Source organism: Gordonia ajococcus (genome assembly GCF_012974285.1).
Classification (GTDB): Bacteria; Actinomycetota; Actinomycetes; order Mycobacteriales; family Mycobacteriaceae; genus Gordonia; species Gordonia amicalis.
Map to the genome: position 1 here is coordinate 4,712,117 of NZ_CP052884.1, position 21,619 is coordinate 4,733,735.

Consider the following 21,619-nt stretch of genomic DNA (forward strand, 5'->3'; position numbering starts at 1 on the left):
CCGACCACCGCTCCCACAGGTGTCCTGTCGGCACGTGGGATCGGTGTGGCTGCCGCGGTCGCGCTGATCGTCTGTCTGCTGCAGTCCCCGGGGCAGATCGCCGCCGACACGAAACTCGACCTGACGGCGAATCCACTCGGGTTCCTTGCGCGTGCCGCACACCTGTGGACCCCGAACGCCCCGATGGGCCAGGTCCAGAACCAGGCCTACGGATACTTCTTCCCGCACGGCGCGTTCTTCGCCGCCGGCGACCTCCTGTCGGTCCCGCCCTGGATCGTCCAGCGGCTGTGGTGGGCGCTGCTCCTCACCATCGGCTTCGTCGGCATCGTGCGCGTGGCGGAGGCGATGCGGCTGGGCTCGCCGGCATCCCGCATCCTCGCCGGCGTCGTCTTCGTCCTGAGCCCCCGCGTCCTCACCACCCTCGGCTCGATCTCGTCGGAGACGCTGCCGATGATGCTGGCGCCCTGGGTCCTCCTGCCCGTGATCCGGGCGCTCGACGCCCCCATCTCCGATTCCCGGCCGCTGTGGCGGGAAGCCGCACGCTCGGCGGCCGCCGTCGCACTGATGGGCGCGGTGAACGCGGTCGCGACGGCGGCCGCGCTCGGCGTCGCGGCCGTGTGGTGGCTGCTGCATCGTCCCCGCGACCGCCGCTGGCGGCGCTTCGGTGCGTGGACCGCGCTGGGCCTGGTCCTGGCGTGCGCGTGGTGGATGGTGCCGCTGCTCATCCTGTCCCGGGTCAGCCCGCCCTTCCTGGACTACATCGAGTCCTCCCGGGTGACGACGCAGTGGACGTCGCTGACCGAGGTGTTGCGCGGCGCGAGTTCGTGGACACCGTTCGTCTCCACCGAGCGGGTGGCCGGGGCGGTGCTCGTCACCCAGCCGGCCGCCGTGCTGGCGACCGGTGCCATCGCCGCCGCGGGACTCGCGGGTCTGTGCATGCGGCACATGCCGTTCCGGGGACGTCTCGTGACGATCCTGGGCGTCGGCCTGGTGATCATGTGTGTCGGCTTCGCCGGTGGTCTCGGTTCGCCGATCGCCGAGCAGATCCGGGTGTCCCTCGACGGTTCCGGTGCCCCGCTGCGCAACATCCACAAGTTCGAACCGTTCATCCGCATCCCGCTGGTCCTGGGTGTCGCTCACCTGCTCGCGCGGGTCCCGCTGCCCGGCACCGTGTCGGTACAAGAGACGCTCTCGGCCTTCGCCCATCCGCAGCGCTCCCGCCCGGTGGCCGCGGCCATCGTGCTCATGGTCTCGGTGATCGGTGCGGGTTCGCTCATCTGGACCGGCCAGCTCGCACCCGCCGGGACCTACACCGCGATCCCGAACCACTGGAAGCAGACCGCGGACTGGTTGTCCGAGCACAGCAGCCGGCCGGACGGTGCCCCGGCGCGCGCGCTCGTCGTCCCCGGTGCGCCGTTCGCCGACCAGCTGTGGGGTCTGACCCGCGACGAACCCCTCCAGCCACTGGCCGACGCCCCGTGGGCGGTGCGGGACGCCATCCCGCTGACGCCCCCCGGCGCCATCCGTGCGCTCGACTCCGTGCAACGCGAGATCGCCGCCGGACGCGGATCACCCGGCCTCGCCGAGACCCTCGCGCAGCAGGGCGTGGGATTCGTGGTGCTCCGTGCGGACCTCACCCCCGAGACCTCCCGGTCGGCACGACCGCTCCTCGCGCAGCAGGCACTCGACACCTCGCCCGGGTTGACGCGGGTGGCACGGTTCGGGCCCCCGGTCGGACCGCCGACAGTCCGAGGAGTGATGCGCGACAACGGATTGCGGCCGACGATGCCCGCGATCCAGATCTATGCGGTCGAGGCGACCGGCTTCGACGGCACCGGCCCCCTTCTCGTGGACCAGCACGGGATGCCGCGGGTCGCGGGCGGTCCCGAGGCCATCGCGGCTCTCGCCGAAGTTCGTGCGCGTCAAGGACTTCCACCTCTCGGTCCGGTGTTGCTCGACGCCGATGCGCGACGCGCCGGGATCACCGACGGCCCACTCATCGTCACCGACACCCCGAGCGACCGGGAAACCGACTTCGGACGGGTCGACGACCACAGTTCCGCCATCCGGTCGGCCGACGACCCGCGTCGGACCCAGAACGCGGCCGCGGACTACCCGGTCGACGATCAGCCGCTCGTCCGCGGGGAATGGTTGCTGGACAACCGGAGTGGCGAGGTCCAGGTGACGACGTCCGGTTCGGCGTCGGACGCGGTGCAACCGGGGCAGACCTCCCCCGCGAACTCCCCCGCCGCGGCCTTCGACGGCAACCCACAGACGGCGTGGGTCAGCGGCGGACTCGAAGGAGCGCTCGGGCGGTGGATGCGAGTCGGATTCACCACACCCCAGACGGACCTGGCGCTGTCGTTGACCACCGCCCGGGCCCTCGGCCCGGACGTGACCAGCGTCCTGGTCACCACCGAGGCCGGAAGCACGGTGGCGTCGGGACTCGAACCGGGCAGACCGACGACCGTGACCGCCCCGAGCGGCTCGACCCGCTGGATACAGATCCGCGCGCTGAGCACCGAAGACGGCACCGCCGGGAACCAGTTCGCCCTCGGTGAGGTGGAGGTGTCGAACCTGCGGACCTCGACACCGCTGCAGATCAGACATCGTGTCGTTCTGCCCGAACTCGCGGCAGGCACCGAGGTGGCCCAGTGGCTGCTGTACTCGGAGCTGAACGGGCGGGCGTGGTGCGTCGCCGACCCCGCCCGCGAGATGACCCGGTGCGCTCCGGGACTCGGGCTGTCGCCGGAGACATCGTCGGTGTTCAGCCGGGCTCTCTCCGTCCCCGAGGACACATCGGTCACCCCGTCGGCCATCCTCCGCCCACGACCCGGAGACGCGCTCGATCGGCTCCTCGCCACCCCGGACGGCGTGAGCGCCACCGGACCGCGACCGGTCACCGATCCCCGTGGCGGTCCGGCCGCTGCCGTCGACGGCGACCCCGGAACCGCCTGGACCGCACCGCAGATCCCGGCCAGGGAAAGGCCCCAAGACCGCAACAACGACGACGAGGAGTCGGCGGACGAGGCGGAGCCGACCCTGACCGTCCACCTCCCCGCCGAACAACGCGTCGAATCGCTGAAAATCGTTGCGCCGCTGGATTACCCGGCCACACCGACCGAGGTCGCCGTCGATCTCGGCACCGGCGAACAGATTCGCGAGGTCGGCAAGGACGGCGTCCTTCGACTCGATCCCGCGGTCACCGACCGCATCGAGATCACCGTCCGCGAACAGCGCGACCTGATCGACGTCAACAGTCTCGGATTCGCCACGCCCGCGCCGCCGGGGATCGCCGAGGTCGAGGTGACGCCGGCACCGCGGGCGCCCGCCGGCGACCGGGTCGTCGAGATCGGTTGCGGTGACGGTCTCGGCGTCACCGCCGCCGGTCAGGTCATCGGGTTCTCTGCGCGGACCACCACGAAAGCACTGCGTGCCGGTGAACCGGTGGTCGCCCGTGCGTGCCGACCGGGCGAGCTGCGACTGCCCGCCGGTCAGCAGGAGGTGTCGGTCAATCCCGGACCGGCCTTCACCGTCGACGCGGTGTCGCTGACCGCCGGGACGCCCGTGACCGGGGCGGCGACGACCACCCCGGACGTCACCGAGTGGACAGCGGCGAGCCGTGCGGTGCAGATCGATTCCGGTCCCGAACGCCTGCTGGTGGTCCCCGAATCCACCAATCCGGGCTGGATCGCGCGGATCGACGGCCGGGAGTTGTCCCCGGTGGTCGTGAACGGGTGGCAGCAGGGCTGGGTCGTGCCGGCCGGAGTGTCGGGTGCGGTCGAGCTCACCTATCGGTTCGATTCGCTGTACCGCTGGTCGCTCGTCATCGGACTGGTGCTGATGGCCCTGCTGCTCGTCGCCGCGTGGTGGCCCTTTCCCCTGGTGTCACGATCCGGGCGGGACACCGTTGCCGAACCGCGGACGGTGCCCACCGGACGGTTCACCCTCGTGGCCGCCGGTCTGGGGATCCTCGGCGCGTCGTGGCTGCTGTCCGGATGGTGGGGTCTGGCCGTGGGCCTCGCCGTCGGCGTGGTCGGTGCGGCCGTTCCGCCGAAGGTCGGTGTCACGGCGACATTCGTCACGATGATGGCTGCGACCGTCGGCCTCACCGCCGGGCCGTGGCACGCCTCCGGCGGCTACCACGGCTGGGAGTGGTGGGTTCAGTTGCCGGCGTTGATCGCCGTGCTGATGACCGGCTGGCTGGTGTTCTGGCCGGGCTGCGACGCCGACGAGCCGGGCGAGGCCGAGTCGGACGACTCCGAGTCACCGGCCGCACGGTTGCGGCGTCGGGTCTCGCGGTTGCGCAGCCAGTGGCGAGCCGGCTCCTCGATGAAGGCGTAGGAGGCCGCGGAGATCCCGACCGTCAGTCCCAGCGTGATCACCCAGACGAGGACGGTGTTGCCATTGAACGGCACGATGCCGAACAGCGGGAAGACGACGGCCAGGATCGCGATGTGCCAGATGAAGATGCCGTAGGACCAGCGCCCCAGCGCGAGCATCACGCGTGAGGTGAGGAAGCGGAACGGCCCCGCGTTGCAGACCAGCGGGGCGAGAAGGGCGTAGCCGCAGAGTCCACCCAGGACCATCTTGGTGGCGAACTCGATGTTGGTGACGTCGCCGAGCCCGGTCGGACCGGCGAGACGGGTGCACGCGAGGCCGTAGGCGACGACGAGAAGCCCGAGCATCAGGGAACGGTTCGCACTGAGCCGCATCGCCAGGGACATCCACCGGCCGCGCGCTGCGCCGGTGTCGAGGACACCGGCGACCTCGGCGAGGATCAGGCCGGCGACGAACCACGGCAGATGACCGAACACCCAGTTCTTGGTCTCCACCCCGTCGGCGACCGGCAGCGAGGTGCCGACCCAGGCCCAGCCGAGGCTCAGCGCACCGAGCATCAGCAGCACCGGGATGCGCGCCCCGACGCGCCGACCACGCAACTGGAGGAGTGCGAGGCCGATGAGCGGAAGCAGAGCGTAGAAGGCGATCTCGACCGACAGACTCCACATCTGCGTGAGACCCGCGGTCAGCGTCAGGGGCACGAAGACCTGCGTCAGCGTCAGGTTGGCCAGCCAGACGTCGAGGTCGGCGCCCTGGGCCTCCGGCAGCAGGAGCAGCACCAGCGCGACGACCACCACATACGCCGGCCAGATGCGGACGACGCGGTGACGGAGATAGCGCCGGATCGGCGGATGCCCGGCGCCGCGGTGCGCGGCGTCGACCCACGGTCGCCACAGCAGGAAGCCGGAGAGACCGAAGAACAGCGCGACCGCGAGGTCGAGGCGACCGAGCACCGGTCCGAGGACCGGGATCTCGACGGCACTCGTCTGGAAGGCGACGTGGGTGGTCAGCACCCCGATCGCGGCGAGCGCTCGCATGCCCTCGAGTTGCGGGTAGAAGCGTCGCGAGTCGGTCGCCGGTCCGGGGGCGTCGGGATGGCGCGCCCCGGAACGGGAGTCGGTGCCCGATGATCCGACAGAGTCGGGGCTCGATGATCCGACAGAGTCGGACCTCGAGGCAGCGACGGAGTCGCGGGCGGAGTCGGTGCTGGTCATGCTGGTGACAGGGTAGCCCGGCGGCATCCACTACCCTCGCCACCATGTCTTCGGAGCCGTCCCCGGTGCCCCAGTCCGCGGTGTCAGAGTCCGCACCTCACCGCTGGTCGACCGCGGACCTGGCCGGGCCGACACTGATCTTCGTCGGCAGTTTTCTCATCGCGGTGACCATCGCGCTGCCGACGCTGCTCGTCGGCAACTTCCGCGAGATCCCGCTCAGCACCGACTTCACCACGGTCGCCACCGCCGCGGACGCGACGATCCTCGACCGCTGCTCGCTCGCCACGCCCGCGGCGCGGACCCTCGACGCCGATCTGGTCCGCCAGCAGCGGGTCGTCGCGGTACAGCCCTCCGACGAGCACCGCGTGACACTGCAGGCCGGCACCTCGGTCCAGACAGACACCCTGCGTATCGACGACCGCGAGGTCGAACCGGAGGCCCCCCGGCCCGGCAGCGAGGTCGACGCCGAGTCGTCGGAAAGGTGCAACGACGCCACGGTCAACGCGCTCAAGGACCGGGTGACGCTCGACCGGGAGACCGCCGTACCGCAACTGTCGGCGCGCGGGGCGTCGGAGATCCAGTACGACAGCAACCAGGCACCGGTGCTGGTGCCGGACCGCCGCGGTTTCACCTACCTGCTGCCCTTCGACACCAGCCTGACCGACCACGAGTTCTTCGACGTGGTCACACGCACGACCGTGCCTCTGAGATACGACGGAGACACCGAGGTGGTCGGCAGGGATGTGGCCCGGTTCCGCGCCGAGGTCCCCGAGACCGACCTCGCGCGGGCAGCGCTCGGCCGGCCGGTGGGCACCGATGTCACCATCACCCGGCCCGCATCGTGGTTCGGCCTCGACGGGCCGCCGCGTGAGCTGACGGCCACCCTGCGGCACCGCAGTTCGTGGGATCTCGCCGTGGAACCGCGCACGGGGACGATCGTCGACGCGAAGATCACCGTCGACGAGTTCTACGCCTTCCCGGAGGGCACTCCCGGAGTGCCGGCGGACTTCCGGCTGCCCCATCTACAGGCCGCCTTCGCCTACGACGACACGACACAGTCCCAGATGTCGCGCCTGGCTTCGGATCTGGCGACGCCGATCACGATCTGGGGTCGTATCGTGCCGATCGTGACCGGCGTCCTCGGCGTCATCGCGCTGGTCGCGGGCGGTTTCCTGATCAACCCCGCGTGGCTGCCGCCGAGATTCCGGCGGACCGGTCGTGATTCCGGTGACGTGACCTAGATCAGGACGCCGCTTCTGCGGCGAGTCGGCCGAGCGTGTCCTCGAGCTGGGCCTCGGTGACGAGCGGGAACCCCACCTGTTCGAGGAGTTTCTTGTCGGTGACCTTCGACCAGTCGTAGGTGTGGCGGACCAGCGTCTCGTTGGGACCCTGGGACTCCAACTCCCACAACCACTCCCATCCGGGCGGCTCCGTACCGGCGGGGGTCGTCTTCCAGGCCAGCAGCTTGTCCTTGGCATATCCGGTGACGTGGTTGTCGGTCTTGTACTCCCCGCCCATGTGGTCGCCCTCCATGTTCATGGTGAACACGTCGCCGACCTTCTGGATCCGATCGGCGTGGTCGACGCCCCGGATGAACCCCGAACCGTCGAGCGCCTGGTGCCTCTCGGGGTTGGAGAGTACGTCGAACACCGCGTCGACCGGTGCCTCGATGACTCGTTGGACCGTGACCTGAGTACTTCCGTTGTGGCTCATCTGCCCACCCTGCCGAAACATGTGCATCTCGGCAACGTTCCTGCTGAGGCCTGCGATCAGCGGGCGAGAACCCATGTCCCGGCGGCCGCGACCGTCACCGCGACCGCCGCAGTGGCTGCGACCCCGACCACCGAGCCGGCGACGGTGAGGATGACCGTCACCTCGATCGCCACGACGATCCACGTCCCGAACGCGACACGGGTGCGATCACGGGCGATCGCCGACAACAGCACCACCTGGAGGACGGCGAGGGCGGCACCGATGTAGGCGAAGAGCCACAGCAGTGGGACGAGTTCGTCGTAGCCGTCGCCGAAGACGATCGGGACCATCGGCCCCGCGCCACCCGCCGCCAGAGTGAGCACCACGCCCACACCCGCGACCACCGTCACCGCCTGCCGAAGAGAGACCCGGGACCGGGCGGGATCGGCGAGGCGCGGATAGAAGACGACGCCGATGGCCTGCGGCAGCCAGAACGCGACCTTCGTCGCGATGGCGCCGAGCGCGTACACCCCGACCGACTCGGCGTCGAGCACGCGCGGTGAGAGCAGCAGGTCCACCGACGACGCCACGATCAGCACCAGCTGGACCTGCGACGCGCGAACCACGCTGAGGACTCCGACCGTCCCCGACGCCGCCGCGGCATGCGCCCGCTCCCCGACCCTTCCGACGACGACCCAGACGACGACGGCCGACACCGCGGCACCGAGGGTTCCGGCGAGCAGTCCACCCGCCGGACCGGCACCGACGACGAAGGCCCCGATGATCGGCATCGAGCGCAGGATCCCGACGGCGGCCAGCACCCACGACAGCGTCCGGAACTCGCCGCGTCCCTGCAGGATGCCCTGACCGGTGGCGATCAGCGCCAGCAGCGGGGCCGCGCCGAGGGCGGCGAGAGTCGTGACGACACCGGTGCGCATCAGCAACGCGACGAGCGGTGTCGCGACGGCGACCAGGACCACCACGTAGAGCGTCGTGTGGACACCCACCCGGCGCAGGCGGCGCTCGTCGCAGCCCAGGACCACCTCCCGCGCGACCACGTTCTGCAGCGCCAGGGCGGGCACACCCAGCACGAGCATCGCCGACAGCAGGACGGCGAACTCGCCGTACTCGCTGACGTCCAGGTAACGGGCGCTCGCGGCCAGATGGACCACGTACATGCAGACGTTGGCGACCATCGATCCGACGGCCACCGATCCGACGGCGCCGACGGTGCCGGCGGCGGGTCGGCGCCGTCGGCTCGGTCGGATCTGCTGCATGGCACAAGTGTGCCGAGTTGGCACCGGGTCCCGTGCACAGGGTGCTTTGCACCGGTCCTCGGGCATAGGCAACGATGGGTAGGCTGCAGAATTCACCGACGAGAGATGCCGATGTACGACGACAACACCACCGACGACGCCGAATCGACCGATGTCGGTTCGCGTATCGATCCGGTGCTGGCCCGAAGCTGGCTCCTGGTCAACGGCGCGCACTACGCGAAGTTCGAGCGCGCCGCTCGCTCGCGCGCCGACATCGTCGTCCTCGACATCGAAGACGCGGTCGCTCCCAAGGACAAGGTCGAGGCGCGCAACAACGTCGTGCGGTGGATCGGTCCGAAGGACGGTTCCGGCCCCGGTGCCGGTGAATGGGTCCGGATCAACGGATTCGGCACCCCGTGGTGGGCCGACGACCTCGCCGCCCTCGCGGAGACCGCGGTCGGCGGTGTGATGCTGGCGATGGTCGAGTCCGTCGACCACGTGACCGAGACCGCCAAACGCCTGCCCGGCCTGCCGATCGTCGCCCTCGTCGAGACTGCACGCGGACTCGAGCGGATCAGCGAGATCGCATCGGCCAAGGGCACCTTCCGCCTCGCCTTCGGCATCGGCGACTTCCGTCGGGACACCGGTTTCGGCGACAGTCCACAGACGCTGGCCTACGCCCGGTCCCGATTCACCATCGCCGCCAAGGCTGCTCACCTGCCCAGCGCGATCGACGGCCCGACGGTCGGTTCCAGCGCTCTGAAGCTGAGCGAGGCCACGGCGGTGAGCGCCGAGTTCGGCATGACCGGCAAGATCTGCCTCACCCGGTCACAGTGCGCCCCGGTCAACGAGGGCCTGTCCCCGTCCCAGGACGAGATCACCTGGGCGCGGGAGTTCTTCGCGGAGTTCGAGCGCGACGGCGGGGAGATCCGCAACGGTTCGGACCTCCCCCGCATCGCACGCGCCACCAAGATCCTCGACCTCGCCCGCGCCTACGGCATCACCGAGTCGGAGTTCGACGACGACCCGGTGCACGCACCCGCGCCGTCGGACACCCACCACTTCTGAGCCACCCGGGCCGCGGTGTTCTCCGGACGGTTGCTCCCGACGCTCTACCTGGTGAGTGCCGTTGCGGCCGTGGCCGTCCTGGCGCCGCTGCTCCCCGGATCGATCGGCGTCGGACCCGGTTACCTGCTGTACCGGGACGCGGTGTCGACGCCGCGTACCCATGTCACCGACACCACGTTGGGCATCGGCGACCTACCGCCGCGCGCGGTGCCGCAGGACTGGTTCGTGGCGATGGCGTCGACAGTGGTCGACGGCGGCGCGATGGTCACCGCGATCCTGCTGGCCGCCTTGGTGTTCGCCGGCGCCGGCTTCGGCCGATTGGCATTCCGGCTCGTCCCCGCCGCCGGGCGTGTGGGCGCGGCGGCCGCCGCTCTCGCGGCGATCTGGAATCCCTATGTCGCCGAACGTCTCCTGCAAGGGCACTGGAGCCTGCTCGTCGGCTACGCCGCGCTGGGCTGGATTCTCGTCGCCGCATCCGATCTGCGGGAACAACCGGACGCGGCACGGTTTCTTCGGCTCGGCGGATTGCTGGCGGCTGCCGGGCTGACGCCGACGGGTTCGGTGCTCGCCGGGATCGTGCTGGCCGTGGTACTCATCGGTCGTCCGGTCGGCCTGCGGCCCGGCCTCGTCGCTGTCGGCCTGTGGGTGCTGAGCACCCTGCCGTGGGTCGTGACGGCGGTGGTCAGCGACGCCACCACCACGTCCGCCGCGGCGGGCGTCGATGCATTCGGTCTCCGGTCCGAGCCGGGGCTGGGTCCGGTCGGGACCGTTCTCTCCCTGGGGGGCATCTGGAACGTCGACGCGGTACCCGCCAGCCGAACGATCTGGTGGGCGGCGATCGCGACGTTCTGTTCGTTGCTCGTGGTCGCGACCGGCGTCGTCCACCTCTGGCAGCGCCGGCGGATGCTCGATCCGCTGGTGCGGGCGATCGGAGCATCGGCCGTCGTCGTCGCGATCCTGCTGGTCCTCGGCACCTTCGGTCCGGGACAGTGGTTGCTGGAGTTCACGATCGAGCACGTCCCCGGCGCCGGTCTGTTGCGGGATACCCAGAAGTTCTCCGCTCTTCTCGTTCCCGGAGTCGCGCTTGCCGTGGCCGGGGCCGTGGCGGCCGCCCGTCGACGAGTCCCGTCGGGTTTCGCACTCGCCGCCATCGTGCTGCTCGTCGTGGCCCCCCTTCCCGATCTCGCCTGGGGTGTCGGTGGTTCCGTGCGGCCGGTGACCTACCCGGACGACTGGGCGGCGGTGGCTGCCATCGTGCCCGACGATCGGGGTTCGGTCGCCCTGTGGCCCACGGACACCGTGCGGCACTACCGTTTCGCCGGCGGCATCTCGCTCGATCCCGCCGCGCGGATGTTGCGGGCTCCGGTGATCGAGTCCGGCGCGCTCACCGTCGACGGCGAGGTCGTCGACCCGCCGAGTGAGCATGCGGCCGCCGTGGCGTCGGTGCTCGAAGCCGGTGGCTCACCCGCCGAACTCGCCGCGCTCGGCGTGGGATGGGTTCTCGTCGAAGATGATCCGACGCCCGAGCGGCTCGCCGCAGCAGCGCGCCTCGTCCACGACGGGGAAGATCTCCGGCTGTACCGGGTCGATTATCCCGTCGAGCGGGGTGCCGGAGCGGCCGATCGGGCTCTGGCACTCGCCGCACACCTGTGGTGGGCGATGATGCTCCTGGCGGGAGTCGTGGGCGCGGTCGTCGCTAGCGTGCGAGAACGGCGTCGAACGTCTCGATGAACCCGTCGCAGGTCGCGGCCCAGGAGTAACGGCCCGCCCTGATCCTGGCGTTGCGCCCCAGTCGCTGGGTCTCGTCGGGGTTGTCGATGAGTTTTCTCGTGGCACTCACCAGTTCGTCGACGCCGTCGACGAGGAGGCCGGTGTTGCCGTCGTCGACGGAGTCGGTGAGACCGACCGAGCTGCGGTAGCCGATGGTCGGGACACCGTGCTGGGCCGCCTCGACGACCGCCAGCCCCCACCCCTCTTTGCGCGAGGGCATCAGGTGGACCTGCGCCTGTGAGAGCAGCTCGTGCTTGCGCTGCTCGCTGACGTGGCCGTGGAAGGTCACCGCGTCAACGACCCCGAGTTCGGCTGCAGCGGAACGCAATTCATCGGACCACCAGCCACCGCCGATGACGTCGAGGTACACGTCGACCCCGGAACGACGCAGCTGTGCCAGCACGGTGAGAGCGTCCTCTACCTGCTTGTGCGGGACCAGCCGGGACAAGACGCACAGACGCACCGGGCCCGAACCGCCGTCGGCTGCGCCTCCGGTGAGCAGCGCGTCGGCCGGGACCGGGTCGATACCGTTGCGCACGACCGAGATCCGCTCCGCGTCGACGCCGAGGGCGACGAGTTCGGTCTTCGACGGCGTGGACACCGTGACATAGCGGTTGCGGCGATGAATCCTCGGGGACAGTCGCGACTCGATGAACCAGCCCACCGGCCCGAGCACACGTCCGGCGACCGGCCACTGCTCGCGGTGGCAGTGGTGGACCAGTACCACCGTCGGCGCGGAGGCGACGAGGGTCGCGAAGAACGGCACCCCGTTCTGGGTGTCGACGATGACTTCGGGGTGACAGCCCCGGAGCGGGCCGAGGCCGAATCGGCCGGCCAGAATCGTCGCCAGCATGCGCGGGTACACGCTGATCCGCCCTCCGGCACGCACGAACCGCATGCCGTCGCGGTGCTCCTCACCGGCTGCCCCCGGGTAGGACGACGTCAGAAAGGTCACGCGCGCGCCGCGTCGGGCCAATTCGGCACCGACACGTTCCAGATATGTCTCACTGCCGCCGCCCTGAGGGTGGCGGGTGTCCCGCCAGCACAGCAGCAGGACGTCGGAAGGTACGCGCATCGCACGACAGCCTACCGACTGGTAACGCCAGGCCGTCGTCACACCGGGAAGCGGCGAGTTCATGATCAGGGTTCCGCCCGTCAGTGACAGACCTGCGTCGATGAGCGCGGCTGACCGTCGCCCACCGCCCGCGACTAGAGTTCTCCGACGATGACGACCACGACTTCCGGCCGGAACCGAATGGCCCGGCTGGCCACGCTGCGGCGTGCCGCCGGACTGCTGAACGACTTCCGCTTCGAGCAGTCCGACCCCGCCCGCTTCTACGGCGCACTGGCGACCGACACCGCGGACATGGTGGCGGCCTTCGTCCCCGACCTCGACGGAAAGGTCATCCTCGACGTCGGTGGGGGTCCCGGCTACTTCGCCGACGCCTTCCGGGCACGGGGCGCGCACTACATGTCGGTCGAACCGGACCCCACCGAGATGCACGCCGGCGGGCTCGAACATCGTGGGTCGGTCCGCGGATCGGGCCAGAACCTGCCCTTCGCCGACGACTGCGTCGACGTCTCCTTGTCGTCGAACGTCGTCGAACACACGTCGACGCCGTGGGAGATGGCCGACGACATGCTGCGCGTGACCCGGCCCGGGGGCGTCGTCATCGTCAGCTACACGCTGTGGTGGGGACCGTTCGGCGGCCACGAGATGGGACTCACCCATTACCTCGGCGGTCATCGTGCCGCGCGTCTCTACACGAGACGTCACGGTCACCCCCCGAAGAACCTGTTCGGGACGTCGCTGTTCGCCGTTCACGCCACCGATGGCCTGCGCTGGGCGCGATCGGTGACCGACCGGGCCGATCTCCTCGCCGCCTTCCCTCGCTACATCCCCCGCTGGATGTGGTGGGTCATGCGCGTCCCCGGCCTGCGTGAGGTCCTCGGCACGAACCTCGTGCTGGTGCTGCGCAAGCAGTAACACCTAACGCAAACCCACGCTTTTTCGGCAAATCCGGCACCCGCGCGGGTGGTGGATATGCCGAAAAAGGGTGGGTTTGCAGGCCCGCCTACTCCGCCGAGAGGTCCGCGGTGCAGTTCAGCGTGCCGCCCTGACTGGTCGCGGTCGCGAGTTGTTCGCCGTCGACGAGGATGCTGCAGGTCACCGGGCCGCGGACGACGATGGCCGAGAGGGTCGCCTTCGGCCCCTTCACGGTCACCCGCTGCGACCAGGGCGACCCGGTGGCCGCGATGACCGTCGGCGCGCCGCCGCCCTTGCTGAAGCTGAGCGCGACCACATCTCCGTTGCCGGTGAGCTGGTAGGTCACCGTCGCCGGCCCCGGCTTCTTGCTCGGACTCGACGTCGTCTCCTCGGTCGTGGTCGTGGTGGTCGGGGACGAGCTCGTCGTCGTCCGCTCGCTGGTGGTGGTCGTCGACGACGAGGACGCCGCAGCGGTCGAGGAGTCGTCTCCGCCGGACTTCGTGACCAGCACGACGACCAGACCGAGGATCACCAGGGCAGCCAGGGCGACCAGCGCGAGACCGATGGTGCGGCCCTTCGACGACCCGTGCGGGGGTTCGCCGCCCTGCGGCGCGTCGTACGGCGACGCTCCATAGGGCGACGCCGCCGTGTACTGAGGATCCGCGTACTGGGGTTCCGTGTACTGGGGTTCCGTGTACTGGGGTCCGGGGTGGGGCTCGGTGTACGGCCCGGGATACGGCTGACCTTCGGGATGCTGGGTGTAGGCCTGCGACGGGGGCGCCGAGGGGTCGTAGTCGGGATCGAACTGTCGGGTCTCCGGCGGATTGTTCCGCGGATCGTTCGGATCGCCCTGGGGTGGTCGGGTCATGCCGACGATTCTGTCATCCGGATCCTGATATCGGCCTGTGACCACGCGGCCCGGGCAGAACCCGGGCCGCGTGACATCCGGATCAGGAGCAGAGCGTCACAGATCGGCGATGGCCTCGAGCGGCCCCGTCCGGGCCGCTCGGACCGCGGGCCACAGAGCCGCCAGCACACCGACCACCGCCGACGCGACCAGCGTGATCACGATCAGCGACCACGGGATCACCGGCGCACCCAGACCCCAGGCGGCGAGCGTCCGCACGAGCGCCACGCCGATGAGCGTTCCCAGAACCACACCGACCACGGCACCGAAGATCGAGATCAGCACGGACTCCAGATAGATCGAACGACGCACCTGGCCGCGCACCATGCCGATCGCGCGCAGCATGCCGATCTCGCGCTTACGTTCCACCACCGACAACGCAAGGGTGTTGATGATGCCGAGCACCGCGATCAGCAATGCCAGTCCGAGCATCGCGTAGAGCGTGCCCAGCATCTGGTCGATCTGGGCGGAGATCTGTCCCTTGAACTGGTCGCGGTCCTTGACCTGGACGGTCAGGTACCCGGCGGTCGCGTCCTCGAGGCCGGTGCGCAAGGTGTCCAGATCGGCACCCGCCTCGGCCTTCACGAAGACCGTGACGTCGAAACGCGCCGCCGGCGGGACCAGCCGGTCGTAGACCGCGGGCCCGACGACCCACGGCTGAAGGGCCTCGTTGTCGGCGTACACACCGGCGATCGGGACCTGGACCTGCTCGCCCACGGGCGAGGTGAAGTTCAGGACCTGACCGCGTTCCCAGCCCTTCGTCATGGCCGTGCGATGACTGATCAGCATCCCGTCATCCGGCAGCGCCGTCGACGCGCCGTCCTCCATGTCCATGACCGTCACGTCGCTGAGCGGACCACCGAGCGCCGAGAAACCCTGCACCGGCTGATCGTCGACCTTCGCCTGCACGACGCCGAACGAGACCACCTCGCCGACGCCCGGCACGTTCTTCACCGCGGGTGCCACCGTGGGTGGCAACGGTCCCTGGTTGGTCCCCGCGAGGATGTAGTCGGCGGTGATCCCGGAGTCGACCGCCTCGTCGACCGTGCCCTTGAACGACTGGCCGAGTGTGCCGATGATCGCCACCAGCATCAGCCCCAGGGTCAGCGCGAACGCGGTCGCGGCCGAACGTCGGGGATTGCGAACGGCATTGGTGCGCGCGAGTCGTCCGATCGTGCCGAACGGTGCGCCGACCGCGCGGCCGAGCACCCCCACGAACGGCCGTGCGACCGCCGGCCCGACCAGCACCGCGGCCAGCACCAGGCCGGCCGCGCCCGCACCGACCGTCAGAGCCGGTCCGGAGCCCTCGTCCATCGCGCCGACGACGATGGCCACGATCGAAGCCAGGCCGATGACCGCACCGATGACGGTGCGGTTGCGCAACGACGCCGATCCCTCGGCCGCCGATGCGCGCATCGCCTCCACCGGCGGCACCCGTGCGGCGCGAGCCGCGGGCACCCAGGCGCTGACCATCGTGACGACGACGCCGACCAGGATGCCGGCGAGCACCGCGCCGGGCCCGATCGTCAGCTCACCCTCCGGCAGACCCGACGTCGCACTGGTGAATGCCTTGAGCACGGCGGCCAGGCCGATGCCGATGGCCAGGCCCAGCACTCCGCCGATCACGCCGACGACGAACGCCTCGAAGAGGACCGACCGCGACACCTGACGCTGGCTCGCGCCGACCGCCCGCAGCAGCGCGAACTCGCGGTTACGCTGCGCGACGATCATCGAGAAGGTGTTGTAGATGATGAAGGTGCCGACGACCAGACCGATCGCCGCGAACGCCAACAGGATGTACTGGAAGATCTGCAGGAACTCGTTGACCTGCGCCTTCTGGTCCTCCCGCACCTGATCGCCGGTCCGCACGTCGTACAGGTCGGCGTCGGCGCCGAGGAGGGTTCGCACCCGCTCCTGCAGTTGCTCCGGCGAAACCCCGGCGACGGCCGACATGTCGACGAGCCCGACGTGCTTGCCGTCGCTGAACAGACGCGACGCGGTCGCGGCGTCGAACTGCGCGTTGACGTACCCGCCGGTCGAGGTGGGGAGATCGATCAGCCCGACGACGGTGACATCGAGTGGGACGGCGTTGCCCTGGCCGATCACGACCTTGGTCTTCGACCCGACCTTCAGCCCGGCTTCCTCGGCAGCCGAGGAGTTCAGCGCGATCTCACCGGCATTGGCGGGGCCGCGGCCGCCCGGCATGATCCGGGACTCATCGGGATCGAGCGCCTCGCTCTCCGGGATGTAGGTGGTGCCGACGCTCGGGGCACCGCCGGTCTGGATGGCCTTGCCGCCCGAATCGGCAACGGTGATCAACCCGTTGTTGTTGACGACGAGCTTGTCGATGCCGAGTTCGGCACGCTGGGCGCGCAGCTGGTCGACGACCGACAGCGGAACGCCGGGCGACTGCCGGTCGGCAGGCGTCACCTCGACCGCCACGCCCTGCGCAGCGCTGTCGAAGATGTCCGTGAAGGCCTTCGAGATGGAGCTGGTGAACACGATCGATCCGACGACGAACGACGTGCCGAGGACGATCGAGAAGAGGGTCAGGAACAGACGGAGCTTGTGCGCCCGCAGGTTTCGTAGCGAAACCCGGCGCATCACCGATGACGACGCCACGGCTCAGAGCGCTCTGGAGGTCTCGGCGGGAGCCGAGGTGGACGGGGCATCGGCGTGGTGGACAACGTCGAGGTTCTTCATGACCTCGAAGACGTCGTCGGCACTCGGCCGCGCGAGCTCCTGCACGATCTGCCCGTCGGCGAGGAACACCACGCGGTCGGCGTACGACGCCGCGCGCGGGTCGTGGGTCACGATGACGACGGTCTGCCCGAACTCGTCGGTGGCGGCACGCAGGATCGAGAGAACCTCACCCGACGACCGGGAGTCGAGGTTGCCGGTGGGCTCGTCGCCGAAGATGATGGCCGGCTTGCCGATCAGTGCCCGGGCACACGCCACGCGCTGCTGCTGACCGCCGGACAGCTCGCTGGGCAGGTGCGAGAGCCGGTCGGTGATACCGAGTCGCTCGGTGACCGCGTCGAACCATTCGGTGTCGACCGCCCGGCCGGCGATGTCGACCGGAAGGGTGATGTTCTCTTTCGCGGTGAGCGTCGGCACCAGGTTGAACGCCTGGAAGACGAACCCGATGCGGTCGCGGCGCAGCATCGTCATCGCCTTGTCGGACAGTGCGGTCAGATCGGTGTCGCCGATGAAGACACGGCCGTCACTCGCGACGTCCAGGCCCGCCAGACAGTGCATCAGCGTCGACTTGCCCGACCCCGACGGCCCCATGATGGCGGTGAACTCGCCCGCGCGAAACGAGATGGAGACGCTTTTCAGCGCCTCCACGGCAGTGTCGCCCGTGCCGTACCTCTTGGACAGGTTCTCCGCACCCGCAGCCATTCCGTGTTTCGGCTCTCCGGCATCGCGGGCGGCCTCATCAGTCGTCGTCATGCCCTCAACGGTGCCAAATCCGACGACGATGCGCTATCAGGTAATCCCCTGACACCACCCTGAGGCGGTGATTGTCACACTCGTCCCCCCGGCTCCTCGAGTAGCCCCGGAGCCTGCGGAGGGGCGAAACTTTCACACCAAGCAACCCCATGCCGGTTGAGCCGACACCGAGCGCAGCGAGGCGTCGCGTCACCCATGCCGGTTGAGCCGACACCGAGCGAAGCGAGGCGTCGCGTCACCCATGCCGGTTGAGCCGACACCGAGCGAAGCGAGGCGTCGCGTCGAAACCCGCCCGCCACCACACCCCACCGTCCGGCTCGACCAGCACGGCGCGAGGTTTCGACGCGGTGGCTCGCTCCGCTCGCTACCGGCTCAACCAGCAACCCCGATCGCCGCTCGCGGAGGGACGTCAAAGTTACTTCGGCAGCTGGACCTCGAACGAGTGGACGCGGGTGGGCGATCCGGCGTTCTGGGAGACGACGAGCAGCGTTCGGCTGCGCTTCTTCGCGTACGGGGTGTCGGGGTGCCAGTTGCCCCACGCGAGGCCCGACATGTCGCCGGTGGCCAGACGCGGCGTGCCGGTCGTGGAGAAGATCCGACGCTTGGGCATCGCCCTCTCCTTGCCGGAGAGCTTCTTCTTGCCGGTCACCGACGTCGCGTCGCGGGTGGTGGTCCAGAAGATGTTCGTCAGCGTGCCCGCTCCGCGTTCGAGGACGAGGAAGTCGGTGGAGTTGATGGCCAGCACGTCGGCGGCCACCTTGTCGCCGTCGGTGCGATAGACGAACTCGCGATCGGTCTTGCCGAAGGTGAGCAGACGCGCCGACGTGCGTCCGTCCTGCTTGAGCCCGCCCGCGGTGAGCACCGAGACCTGACCCTGCGGCCCGACCGCGAGGCCGGTCAGCCCACGCTGCCCGGCCACACCCGACTTGGACGCCGGGCGCCACGCGGCGGGCAACCGCAGGTCGCGGACGAACTGGCCGAGCGGGCCGATCTGCCGGACGAACTGGTTGTTGCCACCGCTGACGACGGTGTAGCCGCCGTTGGTCTTGCGGATGCCTTCGAACTGCGCACCGCCGGGCAGCAGGGGCACGAACCACGGACCGAGGACCGTGCCACCACCGTTGAGCGCGGGTCGGCCAACGAATGACGCTGTCTCCGAGGAGTATCCGATGCGGGCGGTGAAGAACCGTGCAGGGAGAACGTCCTCCGCGATCAGCGCGTACTGCCCGTTGGCGGTCCGGTCCAGTCCGGTGATCCGGTTGAACGTCGGAACGAAGTCGCCGAGCGTCGTCGTGTCGGTGTAGTACGCGCCGACGCCGGCGCCGGAAGCCGGTGCGGCAGAGGCAGGTTGAACTGCGAGCGGAGAGGTCAGCCCGAGTACACAGGCTCCGACGATCGTGGCCCCCCACAAACGTAGTTTCATGAGAGGCACGATACCTCAACCGTCACATCAGCCCCGGACCGAACCAACCGAGCGGTCGCCGATCAGGCGAGTCGATGCTTCAAGGCATCCAACTCGTCACGCAGCGAGGTGGGGAGCTTGGGACCGATGAACTCGAAGAGCTCCTCGATCGACGGGATCTCCTCGCGCCACTCGTCGGCGTTGAACGCCAAGGCCTCGGCGACGTCGTCCGCCGGCACGTCGAGCCCGGAGACGTCGATGTCCTCCGGCTTGGCGACGATGCCGATCGGGGTCTCGACGCCCTCCGCCTCACCCTCGATGCGACCGATGATCCACTTCAGCACGCGGCTGTTCTCACCGAATCCGGGCCACAGGAAGCGCTTGTCGTCGCCGCGACGGAACCAGTTGACGTAGAACACCTTCGGCAGCTTGGATTCGTCGGCGTTCTTGCCGATGTTCACCCAGTGCTGCAGGTAGTCACCGACGTGGTAGCCCATGAACGGCAGCATCGCCATCGGGTCGCGACGCACGGTGCCGACCTTGCCCTCGGCCGCCGCGGTCTGCTCCGAGCCGACGGTGGCGCCCATGAAGACGCCGGTCTGCCAGTCGCGGGCCTCGGTCACCAGCGGGACGGTCGTCTTGCGACGGCCGCCGAACAGGATCGCCGAGATCGGCACGCCCTTCGGGTCGTCCCACTCGTCGGCCAGCGACGGGCACTGTGCGATCGGGGTGCAGTAACGCGAGTTCGGGTGGGCGGCATTGTGATCGGACTCCGGGGTCCAGTCGTTGCCGAGCCAGTCGGTGAGGTGCGCGGGCGCCGGACCGTCGATGCCCTCCCACCAGATGTCACCGTCGTCGGTGCGGGCGACGTTGGTGTACAAGGTGTTTCCGGCCTCGATGGTCTTCATCGCGTTCGGATTCGAGTCGTAGCTGGTACCCGGGGCGACACCGAAGAAGCCGAACTCCGGGTTGATCGCGTAGAGACGGCCGTCCTCGCCGAAGCGCATCCAAGCGATGTCGTCGCCGACGGTCTCGGCCTTCCAGCCCGGAATGGTGGGCTGCAGCATCGCGAGATTCGTCTTGCCACAGGCACTCGGGAAGGCCGCGGCGATGTAGTAGACCTTGTTCGCCGGGCTGGTCAGCTTGAGGATGAGCATGTGCTCGGCCATCCAGCCCTCGTCGCGGGCGATGACCGACGCGATGCGCAGGGCGTAGCACTTCTTGCCGAGCAGCGCGTTGCCGCCGTAACCCGAACCGTACGACCAGATCTCGCGGGTCTCCGGGAAGTGGGTGATGTACTTCTCGGTGTTGCACGGCCACGGCACGTCGGCCTGGCCGGGCTCGAGGGGAGCGCCCACCGAGTGCAGCGCCTTCACGAAGAAGCCGTCGTCGCCGAGGAGCTCGAGGACACGCGGACCGACGCGGGTCATGATCTTCATCGAGAGGACGACGTACTCGGAATCGGTGATCTCGACGCCCAGCTTGGGGTCGTCGGAGTCCAGCGGGCCCATGCAGAAGGGGATGACGAACATCGTGCGGCCGCGCATCGAGCCCCGGTACAGCTCGGTCATGGTGGCGCGCATCTCGGCGGGCTCGACCCAGTTGTTGGTCGGGCCGGCATCCTCTTCGGACTCCGAGCAGATGTAGGTCCGCGACTCGACGCGTGCCACGTCGGCGGGGTCGGAGCTGGCGAGGAAGGAGTTCGGCTTCTTCTCCTCGTTCAGCTTGACGAGGGTCCCGGCCTTCACCAGGGCGGCGGTGAGGCGCTCCCACTCCTCGTCGCTGCCGTCGGACCAGACGACCCGATCGGGCTGGGTCAGCTCGGCGACCTCAGTGATCCAGGCCAACAGACCCTGATGTTTGGTCGGCGCGCTGCTCGGGTCCAGTCCGGGAATGGTGGCTGCGGTCATCGTTGGGGCCTCCTGCGAGCATGTGACCTGCTGGAATGGTCACCGGTCAGTCGTCTAGGTGTTCAGGATACGTGTACCGAGCGGACGTTAGGTGTGGGGGCCTGCGACTGCGGGTTATCCCACACTCCTCCGATATGGGACCAAAGTCCCTGGAAGACGACCATCGGCCGGCTCCCGAGCAGCTCAGCCGATGCGTCCCGAACCGCCGGAAATCCACTCACCGGTGTCCGGGTCGAGCACGGCCGAGCGGAATCCGCCGTCGGCACCGATCTCGGTGATCTTGTCGACCTGGCCGTCCCGGTCGCTGTCGGTGTACACGGTGAACCCGTCCGGACCGTTGCGGGTCAGCGAGTCGTTGACCCCGTCGTTGTCGGTGTCGACCTCCGCCGGCCCGAGGTCCCAGATCCGGCCGTCCTCGTGCATCCACAGATGGTCGTCGAGGTCGTCGGCGGGCGATTCCGCGTGGATCGCGGCAACCGAGTCCACGTGTGGATCGAGGCCGGTACCGGGTAGGTCTCCGGTCGCGAACGGTCCACCCGGCGCGGACGCCCCGGCGTCGGGGTGACCGGCGTCGAACGGGTCGGAACCCGCGTCGTCGTCGAAGATCGAATCCATCTCT

14 protein-coding genes and 1 pseudogene are annotated in these 21,619 nt (G+C 69.4%); 5 read left to right on the plus strand and 10 right to left on the minus strand.

The features are described 5' to 3' along the window. Window positions 1–45: 45 nt before the first annotated feature. Complete coding sequence (locus GAA2_RS23475; RefSeq protein WP_410471355.1) at window positions 46–4,344, plus strand: DUF3367 domain-containing protein; 4,299 nt, start codon at window positions 46–48, stop codon at window positions 4,342–4,344. A gap of 59 nt (window positions 4,345–4,403) precedes the next feature. Here GAA2_RS23475 and GAA2_RS21260 read toward each other — a convergent pair. Further along, window positions 4,404–5,582, minus strand: a pseudogene (locus GAA2_RS21260) (acyltransferase family protein); the annotation flags it as partial. 17 nt (window positions 5,583–5,599) lie between these two features. Between GAA2_RS21260 and GAA2_RS21265 the strand changes: the two are divergent. Next, window positions 5,600–6,796 carry a DUF3068 domain-containing protein gene (locus tag GAA2_RS21265; RefSeq protein ID WP_051349639.1) on the plus strand — a complete coding sequence of 399 codons (1,197 nt, stop codon included), beginning with the start codon at window positions 5,600–5,602 and terminating at the stop codon, window positions 6,794–6,796. A gap of 1 nt (window position 6,797) precedes the next feature. On the opposite strand, the gene GAA2_RS21270 is transcribed toward GAA2_RS21265, so the two are convergent. Beyond that, window positions 6,798–7,268 carry an SRPBCC family protein gene (locus GAA2_RS21270; protein WP_024499474.1) on the minus strand — a complete coding sequence of 157 codons (471 nt, stop codon included), beginning with the start codon at window positions 7,266–7,268 and terminating at the stop codon, window positions 6,798–6,800. A gap of 56 nt (window positions 7,269–7,324) precedes the next feature. Continuing rightward, the gene (locus GAA2_RS21275) at window positions 7,325–8,443 is read right to left on the minus strand and encodes a polysaccharide biosynthesis protein (RefSeq protein WP_024499473.1); all 1,119 of its coding nucleotides are present in this window, start codon (window positions 8,441–8,443) and stop codon (window positions 7,325–7,327) included. A 192-nt stretch (window positions 8,444–8,635) separates the two neighbouring features. On the opposite strand from GAA2_RS21275, the gene GAA2_RS21280 reads away from it, so the two are divergent. Together GAA2_RS21280 and GAA2_RS21285 are read left to right on the plus strand one after the other, a co-directional pair. Next, on the plus strand, window positions 8,636–9,571 hold the full coding sequence (locus GAA2_RS21280; protein ID WP_006436783.1) for an HpcH/HpaI aldolase/citrate lyase family protein: 936 nt from the start codon (window positions 8,636–8,638) through the stop codon (window positions 9,569–9,571). A gap of 15 nt (window positions 9,572–9,586) precedes the next feature. Continuing rightward, window positions 9,587–11,302: a hypothetical protein gene (locus GAA2_RS21285; RefSeq protein ID WP_024499472.1), complete on the plus strand. Its 1,716-nt coding sequence runs from the start codon at window positions 9,587–9,589 to the stop codon at window positions 11,300–11,302. Here GAA2_RS21285 and GAA2_RS21290 read toward each other — a convergent pair. Next, window positions 11,268–12,416: a glycosyltransferase family 4 protein gene (locus GAA2_RS21290; RefSeq protein ID WP_024499471.1), complete on the minus strand. Its 1,149-nt coding sequence runs from the start codon at window positions 12,414–12,416 to the stop codon at window positions 11,268–11,270. The two genes, GAA2_RS21285 and GAA2_RS21290, sit on opposite strands and share 35 nt — an antisense overlap. 150 nt (window positions 12,417–12,566) lie before the next feature. On the opposite strand from GAA2_RS21290, the gene GAA2_RS21295 reads away from it, so the two are divergent. Next, window positions 12,567–13,328, plus strand: coding sequence for a class I SAM-dependent methyltransferase (locus tag GAA2_RS21295; protein WP_024499470.1), 762 nt, complete (start codon window positions 12,567–12,569; stop codon window positions 13,326–13,328). Window positions 13,329–13,416: 88 nt separating this feature from the next. Here the strand turns inward: GAA2_RS21295 and GAA2_RS21300 are convergent, their stop codons facing one another. The 6 genes from GAA2_RS21300 to GAA2_RS21325 all read right to left on the minus strand — a co-directional run bounded on the left by GAA2_RS21300 (window position 13,417) and on the right by GAA2_RS21325 (window position 21,615). Beyond that, window positions 13,417–14,196, minus strand: a complete 780-nt coding sequence (locus GAA2_RS21300; RefSeq protein WP_024499469.1) for a hypothetical protein — start codon at window positions 14,194–14,196, stop codon at window positions 13,417–13,419. Window positions 14,197–14,292: 96 nt separating this feature from the next. Beyond that, the gene (locus GAA2_RS21305; RefSeq protein ID WP_035760668.1) at window positions 14,293–16,839 is read right to left on the minus strand and encodes an ABC transporter permease; all 2,547 of its coding nucleotides are present in this window, start codon (window positions 16,837–16,839) and stop codon (window positions 14,293–14,295) included. Between the two features lie 21 nt (window positions 16,840–16,860). Continuing rightward, complete coding sequence (locus GAA2_RS21310) at window positions 16,861–17,688, minus strand: ABC transporter ATP-binding protein (protein ID WP_096274789.1); 828 nt, start codon at window positions 17,686–17,688, stop codon at window positions 16,861–16,863. A 415-nt stretch (window positions 17,689–18,103) separates the two neighbouring features. Beyond that, window positions 18,104–19,111 (minus strand): esterase-like activity of phytase family protein, encoded by a 1,008-nt coding sequence (locus GAA2_RS21315; RefSeq protein WP_191834590.1) that lies wholly within the window; start codon window positions 19,109–19,111, stop codon window positions 18,104–18,106. A gap of 62 nt (window positions 19,112–19,173) precedes the next feature. Continuing rightward, window positions 19,174–21,000 carry a phosphoenolpyruvate carboxykinase (GTP) gene (locus GAA2_RS21320; protein ID WP_096274791.1) on the minus strand — a complete coding sequence of 609 codons (1,827 nt, stop codon included), beginning with the start codon at window positions 20,998–21,000 and terminating at the stop codon, window positions 19,174–19,176. A 183-nt stretch (window positions 21,001–21,183) separates the two neighbouring features. Continuing rightward, entirely contained in the window at window positions 21,184–21,615 is a 432-nt protein-coding gene (locus GAA2_RS21325) for a DUF6802 family protein (protein WP_096274792.1), read from the minus strand. Window positions 21,616–21,619: the final 4 nt, after the last annotated feature.